At 69.5% G+C, this 19687-nt stretch carries 17 protein-coding genes; 7 read left to right on the forward strand and 10 right to left on the reverse strand.

The features are described 5' to 3' along the window. A complete protein-coding gene (locus ACSMFO_RS21150; protein WP_436460195.1) occupies positions 1-324 on the forward strand; it encodes a CU044_2847 family protein in 324 nt (107 codons plus the stop codon). Positions 325-509: 185 nt separating this feature from the next. On the opposite strand, the gene ACSMFO_RS21155 is transcribed toward ACSMFO_RS21150, so the two are convergent. From ACSMFO_RS21155 to ACSMFO_RS21180, 6 genes are all read right to left on the reverse strand, one after another. Then, complete coding sequence (locus ACSMFO_RS21155) at positions 510-1088, reverse strand: TetR/AcrR family transcriptional regulator (protein WP_436460196.1); 579 nt, start codon at positions 1086-1088, stop codon at positions 510-512. Further along, on the reverse strand, positions 1085-2980 hold the full coding sequence (locus ACSMFO_RS21160) for a YhgE/Pip domain-containing protein (protein WP_360087562.1): 1896 nt from the start codon (positions 2978-2980) through the stop codon (positions 1085-1087). The genes ACSMFO_RS21155 and ACSMFO_RS21160 overlap by 4 nt, the downstream gene beginning before the upstream one ends. Continuing rightward, on the reverse strand, positions 2977-3672 hold the full coding sequence (locus tag ACSMFO_RS21165) for an ABC transporter ATP-binding protein (RefSeq protein ID WP_436460197.1): 696 nt from the start codon (positions 3670-3672) through the stop codon (positions 2977-2979). Before ACSMFO_RS21165 ends, ACSMFO_RS21160 begins: the two co-directional genes overlap by 4 nt. Before the next feature lie 139 nt (positions 3673-3811). Continuing rightward, the gene (locus ACSMFO_RS21170) at positions 3812-4741 is read right to left on the reverse strand and encodes a GNAT family N-acetyltransferase (RefSeq protein WP_436460198.1); all 930 of its coding nucleotides are present in this window, start codon (positions 4739-4741) and stop codon (positions 3812-3814) included. 31 nt (positions 4742-4772) lie between these two features. Next, positions 4773-5675, reverse strand: a complete 903-nt coding sequence (locus tag ACSMFO_RS21175) for a GNAT family N-acetyltransferase (RefSeq protein ID WP_436460199.1) — start codon at positions 5673-5675, stop codon at positions 4773-4775. Continuing rightward, on the reverse strand, positions 5672-6523 hold the full coding sequence (locus ACSMFO_RS21180; protein ID WP_436460200.1) for a class I SAM-dependent methyltransferase: 852 nt from the start codon (positions 6521-6523) through the stop codon (positions 5672-5674). Before ACSMFO_RS21180 ends, ACSMFO_RS21175 begins: the two co-directional genes overlap by 4 nt. Before the next feature lie 302 nt (positions 6524-6825). On the opposite strand from ACSMFO_RS21180, the gene rpsA reads away from it, so the two are divergent. Continuing rightward, entirely contained in the window at positions 6826-8325 is a 1500-nt protein-coding gene (gene rpsA / locus ACSMFO_RS21185) for a 30S ribosomal protein S1 (RefSeq protein WP_037345493.1), read from the forward strand. A gap of 155 nt (positions 8326-8480) precedes the next feature. Here the strand turns inward: rpsA and ACSMFO_RS21190 are convergent, their stop codons facing one another. Further along, positions 8481-8705 carry a hypothetical protein gene (locus ACSMFO_RS21190; protein WP_436460201.1) on the reverse strand — a complete coding sequence of 75 codons (225 nt, stop codon included), beginning with the start codon at positions 8703-8705 and terminating at the stop codon, positions 8481-8483. Positions 8706-8912: 207 nt separating this feature from the next. Here ACSMFO_RS21190 and ACSMFO_RS21195 point away from each other — a divergent pair, with 207 nt between their 5' ends. The 3 genes from ACSMFO_RS21195 to coaE are packed head-to-tail and all read left to right on the forward strand — an operon-like array spanning position 8913 to position 12168. Continuing rightward, positions 8913-10415 carry an FAD-dependent monooxygenase gene (locus ACSMFO_RS21195; protein WP_436460202.1) on the forward strand — a complete coding sequence of 501 codons (1503 nt, stop codon included), beginning with the start codon at positions 8913-8915 and terminating at the stop codon, positions 10413-10415. After that, positions 10385-10978: a TetR/AcrR family transcriptional regulator gene (locus tag ACSMFO_RS21200; RefSeq protein ID WP_436460203.1), complete on the forward strand. Its 594-nt coding sequence runs from the start codon at positions 10385-10387 to the stop codon at positions 10976-10978. Before ACSMFO_RS21195 ends, ACSMFO_RS21200 begins: the two co-directional genes overlap by 31 nt. A gap of 5 nt (positions 10979-10983) precedes the next feature. Next, on the forward strand, positions 10984-12168 hold the full coding sequence (gene coaE / locus ACSMFO_RS21205; protein WP_436460204.1) for a dephospho-CoA kinase: 1185 nt from the start codon (positions 10984-10986) through the stop codon (positions 12166-12168). Between the two features lie 12 nt (positions 12169-12180). Here the strand turns inward: coaE and ACSMFO_RS21210 are convergent, their stop codons facing one another. The 3 genes from ACSMFO_RS21210 to ACSMFO_RS21220 form a co-directional block, all read right to left on the reverse strand. Beyond that, complete coding sequence (locus ACSMFO_RS21210; protein WP_436460205.1) at positions 12181-13701, reverse strand: ArnT family glycosyltransferase; 1521 nt, start codon at positions 13699-13701, stop codon at positions 12181-12183. 90 nt (positions 13702-13791) lie between these two features. Continuing rightward, positions 13792-15306, reverse strand: a complete 1515-nt coding sequence (locus tag ACSMFO_RS21215; protein ID WP_436460206.1) for an ArnT family glycosyltransferase — start codon at positions 15304-15306, stop codon at positions 13792-13794. Between the two features lie 138 nt (positions 15307-15444). Then, positions 15445-15960, reverse strand: a complete 516-nt coding sequence (locus ACSMFO_RS21220; RefSeq protein ID WP_436460207.1) for a DUF402 domain-containing protein — start codon at positions 15958-15960, stop codon at positions 15445-15447. A 142-nt stretch (positions 15961-16102) separates the two neighbouring features. Between ACSMFO_RS21220 and ACSMFO_RS21225 the strand changes: the two genes are divergently transcribed. After that, complete coding sequence (locus ACSMFO_RS21225; RefSeq protein ID WP_436460208.1) at positions 16103-17431, forward strand: DUF5685 family protein; 1329 nt, start codon at positions 16103-16105, stop codon at positions 17429-17431. A gap of 58 nt (positions 17432-17489) precedes the next feature. Next, complete coding sequence (uvrB, locus tag ACSMFO_RS21230) at positions 17490-19646, forward strand: excinuclease ABC subunit UvrB (RefSeq protein WP_360087598.1); 2157 nt, start codon at positions 17490-17492, stop codon at positions 19644-19646. Positions 19647-19687 lie beyond the last annotated feature (41 nt).

The raw sequence follows: 19687 nt of genomic DNA on the forward strand, positions 1-19687 counted from the left end.
GTGAACGACCTGGCACGATTCCCGCTCGAAGGCGGTGGTTCGGTGATCGTCGAGATCGACCCGGTCCCCGGCACCGCCCGGGTCTCCCGGCGTGACGACCTGATCGAGGACACCAAGGGGTCCTTCGAAGCGGCACTCGCGAACGTCAAGGACGCGGCCGCGGCGGCACTGGACGCCTTCCGGTCGATGACCAGGGGACCGGACGAGGTCGAACTCAAGTTCGGCGTCAAGCTGACCGCGCAAGCGGGCGCCGTTATCGCGAAAACGGGACTGGAGGGGAACTTCGAGGTCAAGCTGAAGTGGGTCCGGGAGACGGACAGCTGAAGTCCGTGAAGGCCCCCTTCCTGTACCTAGGCGCAAGGAAGGGGGCCTTCACGGACTCACGAATCGCCGCTCCCCGCATCCGGCCGGGGGGGCGAAGGCTCCTTTCGTCGCATCGGATGCGGTGAAAGGAGCCTTCAGCCCATCCACGACAGTGACGAAATCGCCCAGGGGAAGGTGTCCTTCAGCTAGCGCCCGAGGCCCCGGATCAGCACCATCACCGATTCCCGCACGTCGGCCCTGGTCCGTTTCGGCTGGAAGACCTGCCAGTCGAGCGCGACCACCAGCATCGTGCCGAACAGCCCCGCCGCGGCGGTCTGGATCTGGACGCCGTCGGGCAGCCGCCCGGCGGCGTCCAGCCGGTGGAGTTGTTCGCGCACGATCGAAATGATCTCCTCGCGCAGCAGCGTCAGCGTTTCGTGCCAGGTGCCGGGCGTGCGCCACATCTCGCTCACCAGGATCTGCGAGAAACCGGGGTATTCGGCGATGAACTCCAGCGCACCGTCCACTTGCGACGCGATGACGTCCATCGGGTCGCCGTCGCCGGTCGCCGCGCGCAGGCGGTCCGCGAGCACGCCGACGCCGTAGCGCAGCAGTGCGTCGACAAGCCCGTCCTTGCTGCCGAAGTTGTAGTAGACGGTGCCCTTCGCGACCTTCGCCTCGGCCGCGATGTCGTCCACCGTCAGCCCCACGAGGCCACGGCTGGCGGACAGCCGCAGCGTCGCTTCGAACAGCTTCTGCTTCGTCGCCTCACCCCGGGGACTCACAACGCCAGCTCGGGTTTCAGCGCCGAAACCGTCCAGGTGCGCCGTTTCCGCGCCGCCAGTGTCGAGACCAGGATCCCGCCGACGAGATACGCGACAAGGACACCGATGTCACCGAGGATCTCCATCGAGGCGCCACTGTAGAGCAGGTGCCGGAACCCGTCGATCGCGTAACCCATCGGCAGCACGATGTGCAACGGGTACAACGCGTCCGGGATCGTCTGCCAGGGGAACGTGCCGCCCGCGCTCACCAGCTGGAGCACCAGCAGCACCAGGCCGAGGAACTTCCCGACGGCGCCGAAGAACGCGTTGAGCGCGTGCACCACCGACGTGAAGGTCAGCGACACCAGCACCGCGAACCCGATCGCGCCGAGCGGATGCGCGACGTCGATGCCGACCAGCCACGTCACCGCGCCGAACAGCACGATCACCTGCGCGATCCCGAGCAGCGCCGAGGACAGCCAGCCGCCGAGCGCGACCTTGAACGGTGACGCGCCGGCGGTCAGCGCGCGGGTCGAGAGCGGGCGCAGCAACAGGAACAGCACGAACGCGCCGATCCAGGTCGCGAGCGAGATGAAGAACGGGGCGAGACCCGCGCCGTAGGTCCCGGCCGAGGCGACGCCGGAGGAGTTGACCGCCACCGGGTCCGCGATGGTGTTGGCGGTCGCCGCCCGGGTGGGGTCGTCCGGGTTCGGGATCTCCTTGAGCCCGGCCGCGAGCCCGTCGCGCAGCTGCACCGCGCCGTCGGCGAGCTGGTTCGTGCCGTTGACCGCGGTCTTCTCGCCGTCGTTCAGCTTCGCGGCGCCGTCCCGGATCTGCGCCGACGCGTCGGCCGCCTGCGCGATGCCGCTGGTGAGCTGCGGGGTGGCCGAGGCCAGCTGGTGCGCGCCGTCGGACACCTGCCGGGCACCGGACGCGAGCTGGATCAGCTGGCTGTTCGCACCCTGGATCTTGGTGTTCGCCTGGTCGACCGGAGACCGGAGGGTGTCGAGGCGGCTCAGGATCTCCTGCACCTTCGCCTCGGGGACTTCGGCGGCACGCAGATCCTGTGCGAGCTGGGTGCGGTAACCGTCGAGTTTGGTCTGGATGTCCCCGGAAGCCGTCGCCGCGAGCGAGGCGGCGTCGGCGACCTTCTGGTTCCCGTCGGCGACCTGACCGGCGCCGTCGGCGAGCTTCTGGGTCTGCGCGGGGAGCTGGGCGGTACTGGATTTCAGGGTGCCGAGCCCGGTCGCCAGCTGGGAGCTGCCGGAGGCGAGCTGGTTGGCGCCGTCGGCCAGCTGCTGCTGTCCGGTCTTGAGCTTGCCGGCACCGTCGGCGAGCTGCGAAGCACCCGTCGAGGCCTCCTGGATCTTGCCGTAGATCGTGGAGAAGCCGACCAGGAACTTGTCCGCCGCCTCGCTGCCGACCTTCTCCGCGATCGTCTTGCGGACCTGCTCGGCCACCTGTTTCGCGATGGTGCCGGACAGATAGTTGTTCGCGTCGTTGGTGGTCAGCGTGATCGTCGCCTGCTGGGGCTGGAAGTTGCCCGAGGACAGCAGGGCGGTGGAGAAGTCGCGCGGGATGCCGATCGCGAACGAGTACTTGTCGTCGCGGACGCCCTTCGCGGCCTCGTCCTGGGAGACCTCGTGCCACTGGAACGTGCCGGACTTGACCAGTTCGTCGGTGACCTCACGGCCGACGTTGCGTTCCGCGCCGGCCGAGTCCTTCGCGCCGGTGTCGGAAGTGAAGACGGCGGCGGGCAGCTTGTCCAGGCGCGAGTACGGGTCGTAGTTCGCGTAGAGGTAGAAGGACGCGTAGAGCAGCGGCACCAGGACGAGCGCGGCCATGGCGAGCTTCGGCAGGGTGCCACTGCTCAGCCGGCGCAGCTCGTTGGCGGCGATCCGGACGGGATTCATTCCTGGTCTCCTGAAGTCTTCTCAGTCTCTTCGGTTTCGTCCGGCTCGGTCTCGAGTTCGAGAGGCGCGCAGCGCACGGGGTCGGGCTGCTCGAGGGCGCCGCAGAGCGCGGGCTTCTCCGGCAGGGCCGAAACCGGGGTGGTGGCGGTCAGCACGATGACGGCGAGGCCGCGCTCGGCGTGCTCGCGGGCGAGCCGCACCCAGCTGTCGACGTCGCTGGTGTGCCGGTCCGGGGTGTCGAGCACGAGGACGCCGACGCCCTCGCGGCCGGCGGCGAGTGCCGTGAGCAGCCGGGTGCGCGTCACCGGTTCGATGTTTTCGAAGCGGGTGGTGGCGAAGGCGGCGGCGTCGTGCTCGGCCAGCCAGCTCGCGACGGCGGCCTTGTTCGCCGGGCGCTTCGCGAGTTCGAGTTCCTCCCCGACGACGACCTGCAGCGACAACGCGCCGTCCGGCTCGCTCACGCCGGGGGAGTCGACGATCGCCACGACCTTGTGCGGGTCGCCGCCCTCGACGGTCACGGTCCCGGTGGCGGGCTTCAGCCTGCCTGCCAGCGCCAGCCCGAAGGCGGTGACGCCGACTCCCGGCTCGCCGTGCACTATCGCCAGCTCACCACCCGAAACGGTGAGCGAAGTGGGCGACAGCAACGTGCCGTGGGGTCCGGTTACGGACACCCTGTCGGCTTGAACCCGCACGAAGAACTCCCAGGTCGGTGACTCGCGGAACTTTTAAACTGACTGGTCAGTTCAAAAGTTAGCCCTGACCTGGGAGGTGCACAACCTTGGGGGGCTCACGTCACACACAAGAGTGACGAAACCTCCGCAAACCGGACGTCTAACGCAGGGCCGACGCCGGATGGACCTCCCAGGACGTCCACAGTGGACGATAACCCTGCCGGTGCCAGAACACCGAGGAGAGCGGGTTGGTCGGGTTGTAATAGAGGTAGGTGCCGTCCGCGCCGTCGGCGGCGAACTCCTTGTGCACCACCGACATCAGTGTGCGGCCGAGTCCGCTTCCGCGCAGCCCGGGCAGGGTGACGACGTTGTTGACGTAGCCCCAGCGTCCGCGGGGGAGCAGTTCGGCCTCGGCCGAGCCGGGTGAGGAGGTGATCCACGCGCCGTGCGCGAACGCCGCGATGCGGGCGTCCCGTTCGGCGAGCCACAGCAGCGGGAGATCCTTGTCGAGCGCGCGTTCCAGTGCCGGGGCGAGCAGTTCGGCGGCGTTCGGACGGTGCCGGGTGGCGACCTGGCCGATGTAGTCGTGGGTCGACACGGCCATCGCGAGCACGGTGTCGAAGTCGTCGCGCCGGGCCCGGCGGACGGCGACGTCCGCGCCGTCGGGGGCATCCCGATGGCCACCGGTGCGCACCGCGAGCGCGGACATCGGCACCAGCCCGTGGTCGAGGAACGCGCGGATCGCCTCGGCGTCCCGGCTCGGCCAGTTGACCACGCACGACGAGTCCTCGCCGGGGGATTCGTCGTCCATCCACGCCCGCCACGCGCGCAGGAGCACGTCCATGCCCTCGGTGCCGGTGTTCCCGATGAACGGGAACAGCTGTCGCACGTCGGCGGCCGACCACAGCAGGGGGACGTCGTCCGGCCCGTGCAGCTGACGTTGCACCACTCCGGTGACCTGGACGCCGGCCGCGGTGGCCGCGTCCACGCGTTCGCCGACGACCGGGGCGGGCGCCGCCTCGGGCAGGAACCCGTCGATCGACGCGAACCGGGCGCGGTGCGCGTCGAACAAGGTCTTTTCGATTTCCATCCCCGTCCCCAGTGTCGACCGCGGCGCTCCGCTACCGAAGGGCCGCGGCCGGGGCGGCCGCCCACGTCGTCCACAGAGGACGATAACCCTGCCGGTGCCAGAACACCGGGGACAGCGGATTGGCCGGATTGTACGAGACGAAGGTACCGCGCAGCGACGGCGAGAACAGCTCGTCGTGCACGACGGCGGTCAGCGCGCGCCCGATCCCGCGTCCCCGCGCTGCCGCGGTGACCGCGAGCGTTCCGACGTAGCCCCATTCGCCCGGCGGCAAGCGTCCGGCGAGCGCGTCGCCGGGGACCGGGGAGCGCTTTCCGCCGGTCACCATCCCGACCGTGAGACCTTCCTCCTCGGCGATCCAGACCCGGCCGCCGAACTGCAGGCCCCGCCGGACCTCTTCGGCGAGCAGGGCTTTGGCGCCGGGCCGGACGACACCGTGGCCGACGAGCGAGGTGTAGCGAAGTTCTTCGAACCGGAGGTCGACGATCTCCTCCAGATCGCCCCGCGTCGACGCGCGGATGGTCACGCCGGGTACGGAATGCGCTTCCCCCGCCGCGGGCTCGCGGACGGCCAGCGCAAGTTGGGGCGCGAGCCCGTGGTCGAGGAGGGCCCGTGACACCGCGACGTCACGGCTGGGCCAAGTGACCGTGCACGACGAATCCGGTTCGGCGTCGGCGAGCGCGATCCGGTCGCGCCAGGCGGAGAGCAGCGCGCTCATGCCCGCGACGGCGTCGTCGGGGAGGACCGCGGAGAGGATCTGCAGATGCGCGGGGCTCCAGAGCCGTTGCCAGGAACCCGCCGCGAACCGCACGTGCGTGATCGTCCCGCTGGCGCCGCCTGCTTCGAGGGGTTCGCCCGGTGGGAGCGGGGGAGGCGGCGGAAGCAACGGGTCGAGCGCGGCGAACCGCGCCCGCTGCCGTTCCGCCGCCGGGGTCATCCCCGCTGGGTGCAGAAGATCGCGGTGCCGGGGAAGAGTTTGCCGCGCAACGGGCTCCACTGTCCCCAGGTGCGGGTGTGGCCTTCCGGCCAAGCGGGCTCGATGAGATCAGTGAGCGCGAAGCCGGCGTCGGAGAGCGCGCGGACGTAGTCGCCGAGGGTGCGGTGGTACTCGACGTACGTCGCGACGCCCTCTTCGTCGACCTCGACGTAAGGCGTGCGGTCGAAATACGGCTGCGTGACCGTGAGGCCCAGTGGCCCGGGGTCGTCGGGGAAGATCCAGCGCATCGGATGGGTCACCGAGAACACCCAGCGGGCACCCGGCCGGAGCACCCGGCGCACTTCGGCGAACACGACGTCCACCGACGCCACGAACGGCACCGCGCCGAAGGCCGAGCAGGCCGCGTCGAAGCTCGCGTCGGCGAACGGGAGCGACTCGGCCGTCGCCTGCACGAGCGGGACGGGCGTGCCGGTCCGTTCGTTGCCCTCCCGCGCGTGTCGCAGCATGCCCGCCGACAGATCGGTCGCCACCGCCTCGGCGCCCTGCGCGGCGAGCCAGCGCGAGCAGGCCGCCTGCCCGCAGCCGACTTCGAGGATCCGCTTGCCGTCGACTTCACCCAGAAGCGCGACGTCGGCCTCGCGGACGCCCTCCGGGCACCAGACGAAGTCCGCGTCGCCGAGGAACCCGCCGTGGGTCGCCTGATAGTCGTCGGCGTCGGCGTCCCACCACGCCAGGTTCGCGGCGGTCGCTTCCGGCGCCGAGACCGCCCGGTAGGCGACCCCCGCGGTGCCGAGCCGCTCCTCGGCCTGTGCGTGCCGATCGGGCTCGGTGACGGACTGCTGGCTCAAACCGATATCCTTTCCCCAGGTCAGGGCTTCGCGGCACAGCTTATCCGCCCGCCGTGATCGTGGGGGCGACCCTGATTGTGCCGTGTACAGGGGGCCGCGTAGGATATCTGTTAGCGCAGTGGGTTCGCGCTACTCTTTCCCCCGGTTCGCTCAGCGTCCGGGTCAGGGGGTCGCGTACCGGATGCGGTGATGCTCGCGGTCGTTCCCTGTGGACGTTTGCTTATGCGGTCGCCTCATGTCGGAAGCCCATGGTGCCCTAACTGCAAACCCACTACTTCCCATCCACCGGAGCAACCCGCCTAATGACGACCGACACCGCCACCGCCCCGACCGCCCCCACCGGGCCCCAGCAAGTCGCTATCAACGACATCGGGTCGGAGGAAGACTTCCTCGCTGCGATCGACAAGACGATCAAGTACTTCAACGATGGCGACATCGTCGAAGGAACCATCGTCAAGGTCGACCGTGACGAGGTCCTGCTCGACATCGGCTACAAGACCGAGGGTGTCATCCCCTCGCGCGAGCTCTCCATCAAGCACGATGTCGACCCGGCTGAGGTTGTCACCGTCGGCGATGAGGTCGAAGCCCTGGTCCTCCAGAAGGAGGACAAGGAAGGCCGTCTGATCCTGTCCAAGAAGCGTGCGCAGTACGAGCGCGCCTGGGGCACGATCGAGGAGCTCAAGGAGAAGGACGAGCCCGTCAAGGGCACCGTCATCGAGGTCGTCAAGGGCGGCCTCATCCTGGACATCGGCCTCCGCGGCTTCCTGCCCGCGTCGCTGGTCGAGATGCGCCGGGTGCGCGACCTGCAGCCGTACGTCGGCCGCGAGCTCGAGGCGAAGATCATCGAGCTGGACAAGAACCGCAACAACGTGGTCCTGTCCCGCCGCGCCTACCTGGAGCAGACCCAGTCCGAGGTGCGCAGCGAGTTCCTCAACGCGCTCGCCAAGGGCCAGGTCCGCAAGGGCGTCGTGTCGTCCATCGTCAACTTCGGTGCCTTCGTGGACCTGGGTGGCGTCGACGGCCTGGTGCACGTCTCCGAGCTGTCCTGGAAGCACATCGACCACCCGTCCGAGGTCGTCGAGGTCGGCCAGGAGGTCACGGTCGAGGTTCTGGACGTCGACATGGACCGCGAGCGCGTCTCGCTGTCGCTGAAGGCGACCCAGGAAGACCCGTGGCGTCAGTTCGCCCGCACCCACGCGATCGGCCAGATCGTGCCGGGCAAGGTCACCAAGCTCGTCCCGTTCGGTGCGTTCGTGCGCGTCGAGGAGGGCATCGAGGGCCTGGTGCACATCTCCGAGCTGGCCGAGCGCCACGTGGAGATCCCGGAGCAGGTCGTCCAGGTCAACGGCGACGTGATGGTCAAGGTCATCGACATCGACCTCGAGCGTCGTCGCATCTCGCTGTCGCTGAAGCAGGCGAACGAGGGCGTCACGCCGGAGACCGAGTTCGACCCCACCCAGTACGGCATGGCCGCCGAGTACGACGCCGAGGGCAACTACATCTACCCCGAAGGCTTCGACCCGGACACCCAGGAGTGGCAGGAAGGCTTCGACAAGCAGCGTGAGGAGTGGGAGCGTCAGTACGCCGAGGCTCACACCCGCTACGAGGCTCACATGAAGCAGGTCGTCAAGGCCGCCGAGGCCGACGCGGAAGCCGCGGCCGACGCCGCGACCGGTGTCACCTCCGGCGACTCGGGCGAGCAGAGCTACACCTCCGCTCCGGCCGAGGCCAAGAGCGGTGGCACGCTCGCCAGCGACGAGCAGCTCGCGGCTCTTCGCGAGAAGCTGTCGGGCGGCGCGTGATCCAGGCGCTCAGCCAGTAGCTGACAGACAGCGGCCCCGGTCCACACGGACCGGGGCCGCTTTCTTGTGCCCGCGTTTCGTCCTCTGAATGCGATCCTTGCGTGCGCAACTACCGCATCCAGAGGACTGAATGCGGTAGGGGGAGAAGAGCAGCGTCAGGAAGTGGCGGGCCGGACGGCCGGCACCCAGACGCGTTCGAGCGCCGCGGCGCGGGCCCTGCGGCGGAGTCCGGCGAAGCTGTGCTTGGCCGGGACCAGGAGCGCGCTCAGCCACGTGCGCCGGTATTCGGCGAGGGCCTCGGCCACGGGACGATGGAGGACACAGTGCACCAGGCCCGGCGTACCGAGCCGGTGCCTTCCGACGTGCTTGCCGTCTGCCATCTTTCCTCCGTGTGGGCGACCTTCGCCGCGCACGGTACGCAATCAGGCCTCCGATGCGGCGTAACCGCCCGGCGTGTCACCCGTAAAGGTTGAGTCTCGCGTCACTATCAACTTGCCTTTTGCGCCCTTCTGTGCCGGATGTGCCTCTCTCGTCACCCAGCGCGAAGTCTGGACAGGTTAGTAAACGAGACGGTATCGTTTACAAACATGAGCGAACCTCTTGTCATCGTGGGCGCGGGCCCGACCGGCCTCGCGCTCGCCGTTCATCTGTTCATGCACGACGTCGACGTACGGCTGGTGGACGCCGCCCCCGGACCGGTCACCACTTCCCGCGCCCTCGGCCTGCAGCCCCGTGGCGTCGAAGTGCTGGAGCGGATCGGCGCGCTGGGCGATCTGCGCAGCCGGTCCCGGTCGCTGCTCACCATGTATTACAACGACGGCCCGCGCACGGTGCTGAAACTGCAGGTCGGCAAGGCCGCCGCGATGCTGCCGAAACCCACGTTGCTGATCTCCCAGGCCGAGGTCGAAGGCGCGTTGCGTGCGCGGCTCGCCGAGGTGGGCGGGAAGGTCGAATGGGGTACCAAGGTGACCGGCGCCCGGCAGCGCCCGGACGGGGTGACCGTCGTCGTGGACACCGACGAGCGCGAAATCGAAGCCTCGTGGCTGATCGGCTGCGACGGCGCGCACAGCGCGGTCCGCCGGATCGCCGGTATCGGCTTCTCCGGGCGGAAACTGATCGAGCGGCTGCTGATGGCCGACGTGCGTGCGAACTGGCCGTTCGACCACGACGGCAGTGTCACTTGGATGGACACCGGGCGGATGTTGTCGGTGACCGCGTTGCCGGACAACGCCTGGCGGGTGTTCACCGAGCCGCTTCCCGGCCTGCCGGAAGGGCTCTCGACCGAGCAGATCGGCGAAGAGGTGCTGAGCGAGTTCTGCCGCCGGAGCGGGCTGTCGCGGGACACCGTCACCGAGGTGCGGTGGAGTTCGGAGTTCCGCATCCACCGCAGGCTCGCCGACCGGTACCGGCAAGGCAGGCTCCTGCTGGCGGGTGACGCGGCGCATATCCAGAGCCCGACCGGCGGGCAGGGGCAGAACACCGGACTGGGGGACGCGGAGAACCTGGCCTGGAAGCTCACCCTGGTCGCTCGCGGTCTGGCGGGGGAGGACCTGATCGACACCTACGAGGGTGAGCGGCGGCCCCTCGCCCGCAAGGTGCTGGCCGCGACCAGCGGCGCGGTGGACATCATGCTGCCCGACCGGCCGTGGAAACGGCTGGTACGCGACCGGCTGGTGATGCCGGCGATCCGGTCGACCGCGGTGCAGCGACGGCTGTGGCTGGCCGCCTCCCAGCTGGACACCACCTACCGAGGCGGACCGCTGGCGCCGGGCGCGAGCCGGTGGGCCCGCAAACCCCGGCCGGGGGACCGGGTGCCGGACCTGCGGTGCCGGCGGACGGACGGCGTCGAGACGACGTTGCACGCGGCGATATCCGGGCGCTGGACGGTCGTGGCCGGCGACGCCGAACAGGCGGCCCGGCACACCGAGGCGGTCGCCGCGCAACTCGGTGCCGATCTGGTCGGCACCTTGGTGTGCAAGGGATCGCGCGACGTGCTGCTGGTAAGGCCGGACGGGCACCTGGCTTGGCGCGGGCTTCCGGCACCGGACAAGATGGCCGTGTGGCTGAACGACATGCGGTGGACAGGGTAGGCGGGCGCCCCCGCGATCCGGGCAACGACGTGGCGATCTTGGACGCCGCGCTGGACCTGCTGATCGAGGATGGCTTCGGCGGCGCGAGCATCGAGGCGATCGCCAAACGGGCCGGTGTCGCGAAGATGACCGTGTACCGGCGGTGGAAGTCCAAGGAGGACTTGTTCCTGGCGGCACTGGAGCACGCGCGTCCACCCGACGGCGCGAACGCGGAGTCGATCGGCGAACTCGTCGTCACGGTCGCGCGCTTGTTGAGCCAGAACAGGTTCCGGATGTTGATGGCCAGGGTCGTCGGCGCGTCGGTGGATCATCCGAACCTGGTCGGTGCCTACGTCGAGCGGTACCTCCGGCCGCGGTTGTCCGGTCTCGCCGAGCTCGCCAGGGACGCGGTCGAGAAGGGCGAGTTCCCCGAGGGCACCGATCCGGCCGTGATCGAAGACGTGTTCGCCGGGGCGATCGGATTCGTGCTGCTGCGCGGGGAAGTGGCCGAAGCCGAGATCGACGGCAGGCTGCGGAGCATGTTGCGGCACCTCGGCCGCCGGGAGGACCTTCATCTAGGCTGATCGACATGCTGCGTGTGGGCCTGACCGGCGGGATCGGCGCCGGAAAATCGACGGTGGCGAACCGGCTTTCCGAGCACGGCGCCGTCCTCATCGACTCCGACAAGATCGCCAGGGAGGTCGTCGAACCGGGGACGCCGGGGCTCGCCGAACTCGTGGAGGCGTTCGGGGAAGACATCCTGGCCTCCGACGGTGTGCTCGATCGTCCCGCGCTCGCCGCGAAGGCGTTCGCCGACGAGGACTCGCGCAAGCGGCTGAACTCGATCGTCCATCCGAGGGTCGGCGCCAGGACGGCCGAGCTGATGGCGGCGGCCGCGCCGGACGCGATCATCGTCCACGACATCCCGCTGCTGGTCGAAGGCGGGCTGGCGCCGATGTACCACCTCGTCGTCATGGTCGACGCGCCGGAGGAGATCCGGGTCCGCCGCCTGGTCGAGGCGCGGGGAATGGCCGAACCGGACGCGCGCGCCAGGATCAAGGCGCAGGCCACGACCGATCAGCGCCGGGCGGTGGCCGACGTGTGGTTCGACAACAGCGGAGCGCCCGACATCGTGCTCGCCGAGGTCGACGCGCTGTGGGCGGACCGGCTGACCCCGTTCGAGGCGAACGTGCGGCTCCGCAAGCCGCGGGCGCCGATGTCGCCGAAGATCGCGCCGTACGACGAGACGTGGCCCGTGCAGGCCGAGCGGGCGCTCGCGCGGATCCGCGTGGTGGCGGGTGACAACGCCGTGCGGATCGATCACATCGGCTCGACGTCCGTGCCGGGGCTGCCCGCCAAGGACATCCTCGACCTCCAGCTGACCGTGTCCACTTTGGACAAGGCCGACGAACTGGCCCAGGCGCTTTCCGACGCGGGGTTCCCGCGCGCGGAAGGGGAGTGGTACGACGACGCGCACGGCGAAGAGGGCACCTGGCCCAAGCGGTTCCACTTCGGCGGCGATCCCCGGCGTCCGGTCAACCTGCACGTCCGCTCGCAGGAGACCCCGGCCTGGCGGCTCGCGCTGCTGTTCCCGGAATGGCTGCGACAGAACCCCGGCGAACGTGACGCTTATGCGGCCGTCAAGAACGCCATGGCCGCGAAGCACGCCGGCGACGGGACCGTCGAGCAGTACACCGACGAGAAGCAGGTCTGGGTCGACGCCGCCTTCACACGCGCCGACGCCTGGGCGGAGTCGACCGGCTGGACCCCGTAGGCGCCGGCTCGGTCAGACCCGGAATTCCCGTAGCGCGGGCCAGGCCTCGGCCCAGCTTCCGGTGTGACCGGTGACCAGCCAGATCGGCATCCCGCGGCTCACATTGCGCACGCCGGTCGCGTTGTCCACGCGCGAGACGATCCGGGCGTCGGTGAAGGACCGGAGCAGCCGCGCCGGATCCGGCCCGACGAACAGGACGCTGTCCGCGGTCTCGGGTGGATGCCCGAAGTACCAGAACCCGCGGCTCGGGCTGTACACGGCGGGCAGCCCGTAGCCGGCGCCGTACCGGTCCAGCGCTCCGGCCTGCCAGTAGCCTGCCGTGACGAGGGTGGTGCGCTCCCGCTGTTCCGGCGGGAGCCGGTGGTAGGCGTCGGCGACCGAACGGGCGAGGTCCGGCCAGCCGATCTCCTCCAGCGCGTACGCCGGACGCGGTACATCCCGCCCTTCCGCGAGCCAGGCGGACGGCCACACCGGCAGCGCGTACGGGAGGGTGTACAACGCGGAAAGCAGGAACACCGGCCAGGTCGGGATCCAGCGGAACCACAGCGACGGCTTCAACTGTCCGAAGTGGACGGCCGCACCCGCCCACAGGACGCTGAACATACCCGCCGCGTAGTAGTACCGGCCGTTGGACAGGATGAACAACGCGATCACGCCGACGGCCGTCCAGCCGAGGAACCGGTAGGGGCGCAGCCTGGACGAGAACAGCAGGACCCAGAGTCCATAGAGGACACCGACGACACCGATGCCGAGGCCGGCCCCGGTCAGCAGGGCGGGCAGGAACCCGGCACGCCCGCTCCAACCGCCGGTGGTCTCGTGCGCGATGACGTCGCCCATCTCCAGCTGCGGCCAGCCGTTGGCGGCCTGCCACCAGAGCGTCGGCGCCATCGACAGCGCGGCGATCCCCGCGCCTGCCCAGAGTTTGGGCCTGCGCAAGAGATCTCGCGGCCCGAAGAGCAGGATCGCGATCCCGGCGGCGACCCAGAACGTCGCGATGAGGAGCTTGACGTTCAGCGCGACGGCGGTCGCCACGCCCAGCCACAGCAACAGGTTGTCGTCACGCTTCCGCATCCACCGGACGAGCAGCCACGCGATGAGCGCCCACAGCGCCGGGTCGATCGTCGACGTGGCCAGGTAGTGCCCGCTGCCGAGGAACTGCCCGCAGATCGCGTACGCCGCCGCGGCGCGGGTCTGCGCACGGCGGTCCCCGCCCAGCTCGTAGGCGATGAGCCCGGTGAACACGACACCGGCGGCCGTCGCGAGGACGGCGGGCAGGCGGAACACGAAGACGTTGCCCGGCGCGAGCGTGTCCATCGCCAGCGCCAGGAACGGGAGCACCGGCGGCTGATCCGCGTAACCCCAGGCCAGCCGCTTGCCCGCGGAGAGGAAGTACAGTTCGTCGCCGAAGTAGCCATAGCGCCACGCCGTCGCCAGCAGGACCGCCGCGGCCGCGGCGGCGAGCAGCCCCACCGGGAGCCGGGCGAACGCCGCACTGGACACGGTCGGTGTTTCGGCCGCGTGGGCGGCTTCCATCCATTCCTCGCAGATCCCTCGGGTGCCGGTCCTCTCGCACCTTACGTGCCGACGGCGTGGCGCGTCGGTCGTGAGAGGACCGCTGGAGCATCAGAACCCCCAGTCCGTGAGTTTCGGCCATACCGTGTCCCAAGCCCCGTTCCGGCCGGTGGCCAGCCAGATCTTCATGCCCTGACTCGCGTTCGTGATCCCGGCCCGGTTGTCGAGCGTGCCGACCTCACGGATCCGCGTGAAGTACGGCACAAGCCCCGAAGGGTCGTTCCCGACGAAGAGGACGTCCCGTGCCGATTCCGGCGGCCTCGGCAGCGTCGCGTAGCCGCGGTTGGGACTCGACGGCGACGGGAGCCCCAGCTCCGGTCCATAGTGGTCGATCGCGCTCGCCTGCCAGTACTTCGCCGCCACGATCCCGGTCCGGGCCGGATCGGGTGCGGTCCGGTACGCCCGCGCCACCGACTCCGTGATCTCCCGCCAGCCGACCTCCTCGAGGGCGAAGACCGGCCGGGTCCACTCCGGGGCACTCGCCAGCTCCGACCTCGGGAGGATCGGGAGCGATTGCGGGATCGCGATCATCGCGGCCACGGCGTACACCGGCCAGGTGGCGAGCCAACGCCAGTACTTCGACGCCTGACCCGCTTCGATCTCCACCGCCGCGGCCGCGAACAGCGGGGCGAACATCCCCGCCGCGTAGTAATAGCGCCCGTTCGCGAGCACGAACAGGGCGAGGACGCCGAGCGCGGTCCAGCCGAGGAAACGGTACGGCCGCAGGCGTTCGGACCGCAGCAGCCGCCACAGGCCATAGCCGAGAAGGATCATCCCCACCGGAACCCCGGCGCTGAGCACCAGTGCCGGGACGAACGTGACCCGCCCGCCCCAGCCCGCCGAGACCTCTTGGGAGATCGCCGCGCCCATGGTCAGTTGCGGCCATCCGTTCGCCGCCTGCCAGACGAGCGTCGGCGCGATCATCGCGGCGGCGATCACCGCGCCGAACCACAGAGCCGGACGGCGGACGAGGTCGCGGGGCCCGAACATCGTCGCGGCGATCAGCGCGACGACCCAGAAGCCCCCGATGAGGAACTTCGTGTTCAGCGCGAATCCGGTGACCACCCCGCTCCAGAGCAGAAGCCCGTCCTCGCGGGTCCGCGTCCACCGGACGACCAGCCACAGCAGGAGTGTCCACAGGAACGGGTCGATCGTGCTGGTCGCCAGGTAATGCCCGCTGCCCAGCATCTGGAGGGACACCGCGAAGGTCGCCGCCGCGATCGTCTGCGCTTTGCGGCCACCGCCCAGTTCCCTGGCGATGAGCGCGGTCAGCACGACGCCGGCGACCATCGCCAGCATCGCCGGGATCCGCAGGACGAACGGCGAATCGGCGCCGAACCCGTCCATCAGCCGGGCCAGCAGCGGCAACAACGGCGGCTGGTCGGCATACCCCCAGTCCAGATGCCGACCGGCCGCCAGGAAGTACAACTCGTCGCCGAAATAGCCGTAGCGACCGGCCGTCGCCGCGAGAACCGCCCCCATCGCCCCGGCGATCGCCAGCACCGGTGCCCTCGCGAACTGCGTGGTCTCCACGCGTTCTCGGAGCCCCTCGGTCTCGATGACCACGGGTATCCGCCCCCTCTCGATCGGTTACTCCGTGATCGAGAGTTCCGCAAAGGCGCCCTTCCGGGTATCCATCAGGCGGTCGTGATCCGCTCGTCCAAGGGATGAGTGAAGATCAATCGAACGATGGATGCCGTCCGCTCAGTGCCGTCGCCAGCCGAGTGTGATGTCCTTTGTGGACAGCCAGCCGCGCAGGTCGTGTCCGTGGGTGGCCAGCCCGTCGACGGTCGTGTGACTGACATCGAGCGCGCGTTCGCCGTCGGCGGGGGAGAGCAGTCCGGCGGTGACCGCGGCGAGGAGTTCGTCGGTGTCGATCACCTGGACGGACTTCTTGTCCCGCAGCACGAGATCGAGATAGAGGTCGGTGGCCACCCAGACGCCGCCCTCGCGGCGGATGTCGACGACGTCGAGGTAGAAGTCCTGGTCGCGTTCGTGACCGGGGTTGAACCAGAAATCGGTGATCCGCAGGCCGAGATCCGGCAGCAGCCAGGACTCGAGGTAGTGGAACTGCGTCCGCCCCGGCGTCGGCCGCGCCATGTAGAGGCCGAATGGCTCTTCGCGGTATTCGTCGACGTCCCTCACGACGCCCTTGGGGTCGGTGTTGGTCTTCGCGGCGGGGTCGAAGTACTCGACCTTCGGCGGATGCAGCGCGGTCATGCGCCCATCTTGGAAGGAGCCGACGCCCGCGAACACCGCCCAACCGGGTGGACGATCACGGTTTCGCGGTTCCGGGGGAGTGGAGCCGCCTCGCCGGATAAGGTGCGCTGGTTCCGCCATAAGGGTGAGTGGGAGTCGACGTATGTTCGGGATCATCAGGCCGTGCCGCCACCGGCTTTCCGCGGGTCTGCACGCGGACTGGCTCGCCCATCTCTGCGGCCTTTGCCTGGCACTGCGCGACGAACACGGACATCTCGCCCGAATGGTGACGAACTATGACGGCCTGATCATCTCGGCACTCGTCGAAGCGCAGTCGCCCCGTGCGGAAGGGCGGCGCGACGCCGGCCCTTGCCCGCTTCGGGCGATGAAGGGGACGTCGGTCGCGAAGGGCGGCGGTGCCCAGCTCGCGGCGGCTGTCTCCTTGGTGTTGGCATCGGCCAAGATCAGTGACCACGTCGAGGACCGCGACGGCGCCTTCGCCCGGCGTTCCGTCGCTCTCGCCGCGAGGCGGGTCGCGACGCGCTGGGCGGACCAGGGGAGCCGCACGGGCATCCGGATCGGCTTCGACACGGCGGTCTTGACCGAGGCCGTCGACCGGCAGGGCGAGATCGAAGGGGCCCTCCACCTGGGTGATTCGGCCGTGCTCGCCACCGAACCGGCCGAACTGGCGACGGCGGCCGCGTTCGCGCACACCGCGGTCATCGCGGGCCGTCCGGAGAACGCCGCGCCGCTCGCCGAGGCCGGGCGTCTGTTCGGCAGGGCCGCTCACCTGCTCGACGCCGTCGAAGACCTCGCCGAGGACGAGGCCGCCGGCGCGTGGAACCCGCTGACGGCCACCGGCACCGGCCTCGCCGAGGCACGACGGCTGTGCGACGACGCCGTGCTCGGCGTCGAACTCGCCCTTCGCGAAGTGAAGTTCGACCAGCCGAAGCTGATTCATGCCCTGCTGGTGCACGAACTGCGGCAGGCGGTGCGACGGTCCTTCGGGCACAACCTCACCGGTCACGGGCACGGCCCACAGCAGCCGCCGCCGGGCTGGATCGGACCCGGGCCCCGGCCGCAACAGCATCCCCACCAGCCGTATCAGCAGCAGCCCTATCCCCAGCCGCCTTATCCCCAGCAGCCCTACCCGCGGGGCGGGCACCAGGCGCCGCCACCGGGGCCGGTCCCGCCGCAGGGCGCGCCCGGTGGTGGAGGCCCGCCGCAGGAGCCGCCGAAGAAGGGTAAGCACGGGGGCAGCGGCCCGGTGGACGGTCAGGGCGGAGCCTGCTGGACGCCGAAGTTCCGGGTGCCGCCGCAACCGCGGGGCTTCTTCTTCGGCTGCACCGTGGCCACCTACATGTGCTGTTCGTGCCAGTTCTGCTGCCGCGACCCGTTCCCCGGCCCGTGGAGCGGGAAACCGCACGACGGCTGCGGCGGTGCCGACTGCTCCTGCTGCGAATGCTGCACGTGCTGCGATTGCTCCTGCTAGGGAGGCTCTGACCAGGGGATCGGTGAAACTGTCGGACCCTGCGCCTACTCTGGTTCCCGTGGCTTTCGCATCCGAACACCCCGTGCTCGCCCAGTCGGACTTCCGCCCCGTCACGGACATCCCCCGGACGGGCGGCCGGTTCGAGGTGGTCAGCGAGTACAAGCCCGCCGGTGACCAGCCGGCGGCCATCGACGAGCTCGAACGCCGGGTCAACGCGGGCGAGAAGGACGTCGTGCTGCTCGGTGCCACGGGTACCGGCAAGTCGGCGACGACGGCTTGGCTGATCGAGCGCGTCCAGCGCCCGACGCTGGTGATGGCGCCGAACAAGACACTCGCCGCCCAGCTGGCGAACGAGCTGAAGGAGCTGTTCCCGCACAACGCGGTCGAATACTTCGTCAGCTACTACGACTACTACCAGCCCGAGGCGTACATCGCGCAGACGGACACCTACATCGAGAAGGACTCGTCGATCAACGACGACGTCGAGCGGCTGCGGCACTCGGCGACGATGAACCTGCTGTCCCGGCGTGACGTCATCGTGGTCGCGAGTGTCTCGTGCATCTACGGCCTCGGCACGCCGCAGTCGTACCTGGACCGGTCGACGAAGCTGAAGGTCGGCGAGCAACTCGACCGCGACGTCTTCCTCCGCGCGCTGGTGGACGTGCAGTACACCCGCAACGACATCGCCTTCGCGCGCGGCACCTTCCGCGCCCGCGGCGACACGGTCGAGATCATCCCGGCGTACGAAGAGCTGGCGATCCGCGTCGAGTTCTTCGGCGACGAGATCGAGAAGCTCTACTACCTGCACCCGCTCACCGGCGACATCGTGAAAGAGGTCGACGAGGTCCGCATCTTCCCGGCCACGCACTACGTCGCGGGCCCGGAGCGGATGGAGAAGGCCATCCGCGGGATCGAGGCCGAGCTGGAGGAACGGCTGGCCGAGCTGGAGAAGCAGGGCAAGCTGCTCGAGGCGCAGCGGCTGCGGATGCGCACCGCGTACGACATCGAGATGATGCGCCAGGTCGGGTTCTGCTCCGGTATCGAGAACTACTCGCGGCATATCGACGGCCGTTCCGCGGGCTCCGCGCCCGCCACGCTCATCGACTACTTCCCGGACGACTTCCTGCTGGTCATCGACGAGTCGCACCAGACCGTCCCGCAGATCGGCGGCATGTTCGAAGGCGACATGTCGCGGAAGCGGAACCTGGTCGACTTCGGGTTCCGGCTGCCCAGCGCGGTCGACAACCGGCCGCTGACCTGGGAGGAGTTCAGCGACCGGATCGGGCAGACGGTGTACCTCTCGGCGACGCCGGGGCCGTACGAGATGGGGCAGGCCGGCGGCGAGTTCGTCGAGCAGGTCATCCGGCCCACCGGCCTGGTCGACCCGAAGGTCGTCGTGAAGCCGACCGAGGGCCAGATCGACGACCTGGTGCACGAGATCCGCGAGCGGGCCGAGAAGGACGAGCGCGTCCTGGTCACCACGCTCACCAAGAAGATGGCCGAGGACCTCACCGACTATCTGCTGGAGCTGGGCATCCGGGTGCGGTACCTGCACTCCGAGGTGGACACGCTGCGCCGGGTCGAGCTGCTGCGGCAGCTGCGTGCGGGCGATTTCGACGTACTGGTCGGCATCAACCTGCTCCGTGAGGGTCTCGACCTGCCCGAGGTGTCGCTGGTCGCGATCCTCGACGCGGACAAGGAGGGCTTCCTCCGCAGTGGCACGTCGCTGATCCAGACGATCGGCCGCGCGGCGCGAAACGTGTCGGGCGAGGTGCACATGTACGCGGACAAGATCACGGACTCGATGCAGCACGCCATCGACGAGACCGATCGCCGCCGCGCCAAGCAGGTCGCCTACAACGAGGAGCGGGGTGTCGACCCGCAGCCGCTGCGGAAGAAGATCGCCGACATCCTGGACCGCGTCTACAGCGAGGCCGAGGACACGGAGTCTGTCGCCGTCGGTGGCTCGGGCCGGAACTCCTCGCGTGGCAAGAAGCCCGAGCAGGGCGACCGCGTACGCAGTTCCGGGATGCTCGCGGACAAGAACGTCGCCGGGATGCCGCGCGCCGAACTGGCCGACCTCATCCAGCAGATGACCGACCAGATGATGCAGGCCGCGCGCGACCTGCAGTTCGAGCTGGCGGCCCGGCTGCGGGACGAGGTCTCGGACCTCAAGAAGGAGCTCCGGGGCATGGACGCGGCCGGCATCAAGTGACCCCGCGTTTCGTCCTCTGAACGCGATCCTTGCGTGTGCAA

Origin of the sequence: Amycolatopsis sp. w19 (assembly GCF_051373225.1) — a bacterium.
Classification (GTDB): domain Bacteria; phylum Actinomycetota; class Actinomycetes; order Mycobacteriales; family Pseudonocardiaceae; genus Amycolatopsis; species Amycolatopsis japonica.

What these genes read in the sequence shown, in the direction of transcription:
- ACSMFO_RS21225 (WP_436460208.1), top strand. Translation starts at nt 16,103, where the DNA reads ATGTTCGGGATCATCAGGCCGTGCCGCCACCGGCTTTCCGCGGGTCTG.
- ACSMFO_RS21190 (WP_436460201.1), bottom strand. Translation starts at nt 8,705, where the DNA reads ATGGCAGACGGCAAGCACGTCGGAAGGCACCGGCTCGGTACGCCGGGC.
- ACSMFO_RS21160 (WP_360087562.1), bottom strand. Translation starts at nt 2,980, where the DNA reads ATGAATCCCGTCCGGATCGCCGCCAACGAGCTGCGCCGGCTGAGCAGT.
- ACSMFO_RS21210 (WP_436460205.1), bottom strand. Translation starts at nt 13,701, where the DNA reads ATGGAAGCCGCCCACGCGGCCGAAACACCGACCGTGTCCAGTGCGGCG.
- coaE (WP_436460204.1), top strand. Translation starts at nt 10,984, where the DNA reads ATGCTGCGTGTGGGCCTGACCGGCGGGATCGGCGCCGGAAAATCGACG.
- ACSMFO_RS21220 (WP_436460207.1), bottom strand. Translation starts at nt 15,960, where the DNA reads ATGACCGCGCTGCATCCGCCGAAGGTCGAGTACTTCGACCCCGCCGCG.
- rpsA (WP_037345493.1), top strand. Translation starts at nt 6,826, where the DNA reads ATGACGACCGACACCGCCACCGCCCCGACCGCCCCCACCGGGCCCCAG.
- ACSMFO_RS21175 (WP_436460199.1), bottom strand. Translation starts at nt 5,675, where the DNA reads ATGACCCCGGCGGCGGAACGGCAGCGGGCGCGGTTCGCCGCGCTCGAC.
- ACSMFO_RS21195 (WP_436460202.1), top strand. Translation starts at nt 8,913, where the DNA reads ATGAGCGAACCTCTTGTCATCGTGGGCGCGGGCCCGACCGGCCTCGCG.
- ACSMFO_RS21170 (WP_436460198.1), bottom strand. Translation starts at nt 4,741, where the DNA reads ATGGAAATCGAAAAGACCTTGTTCGACGCGCACCGCGCCCGGTTCGCG.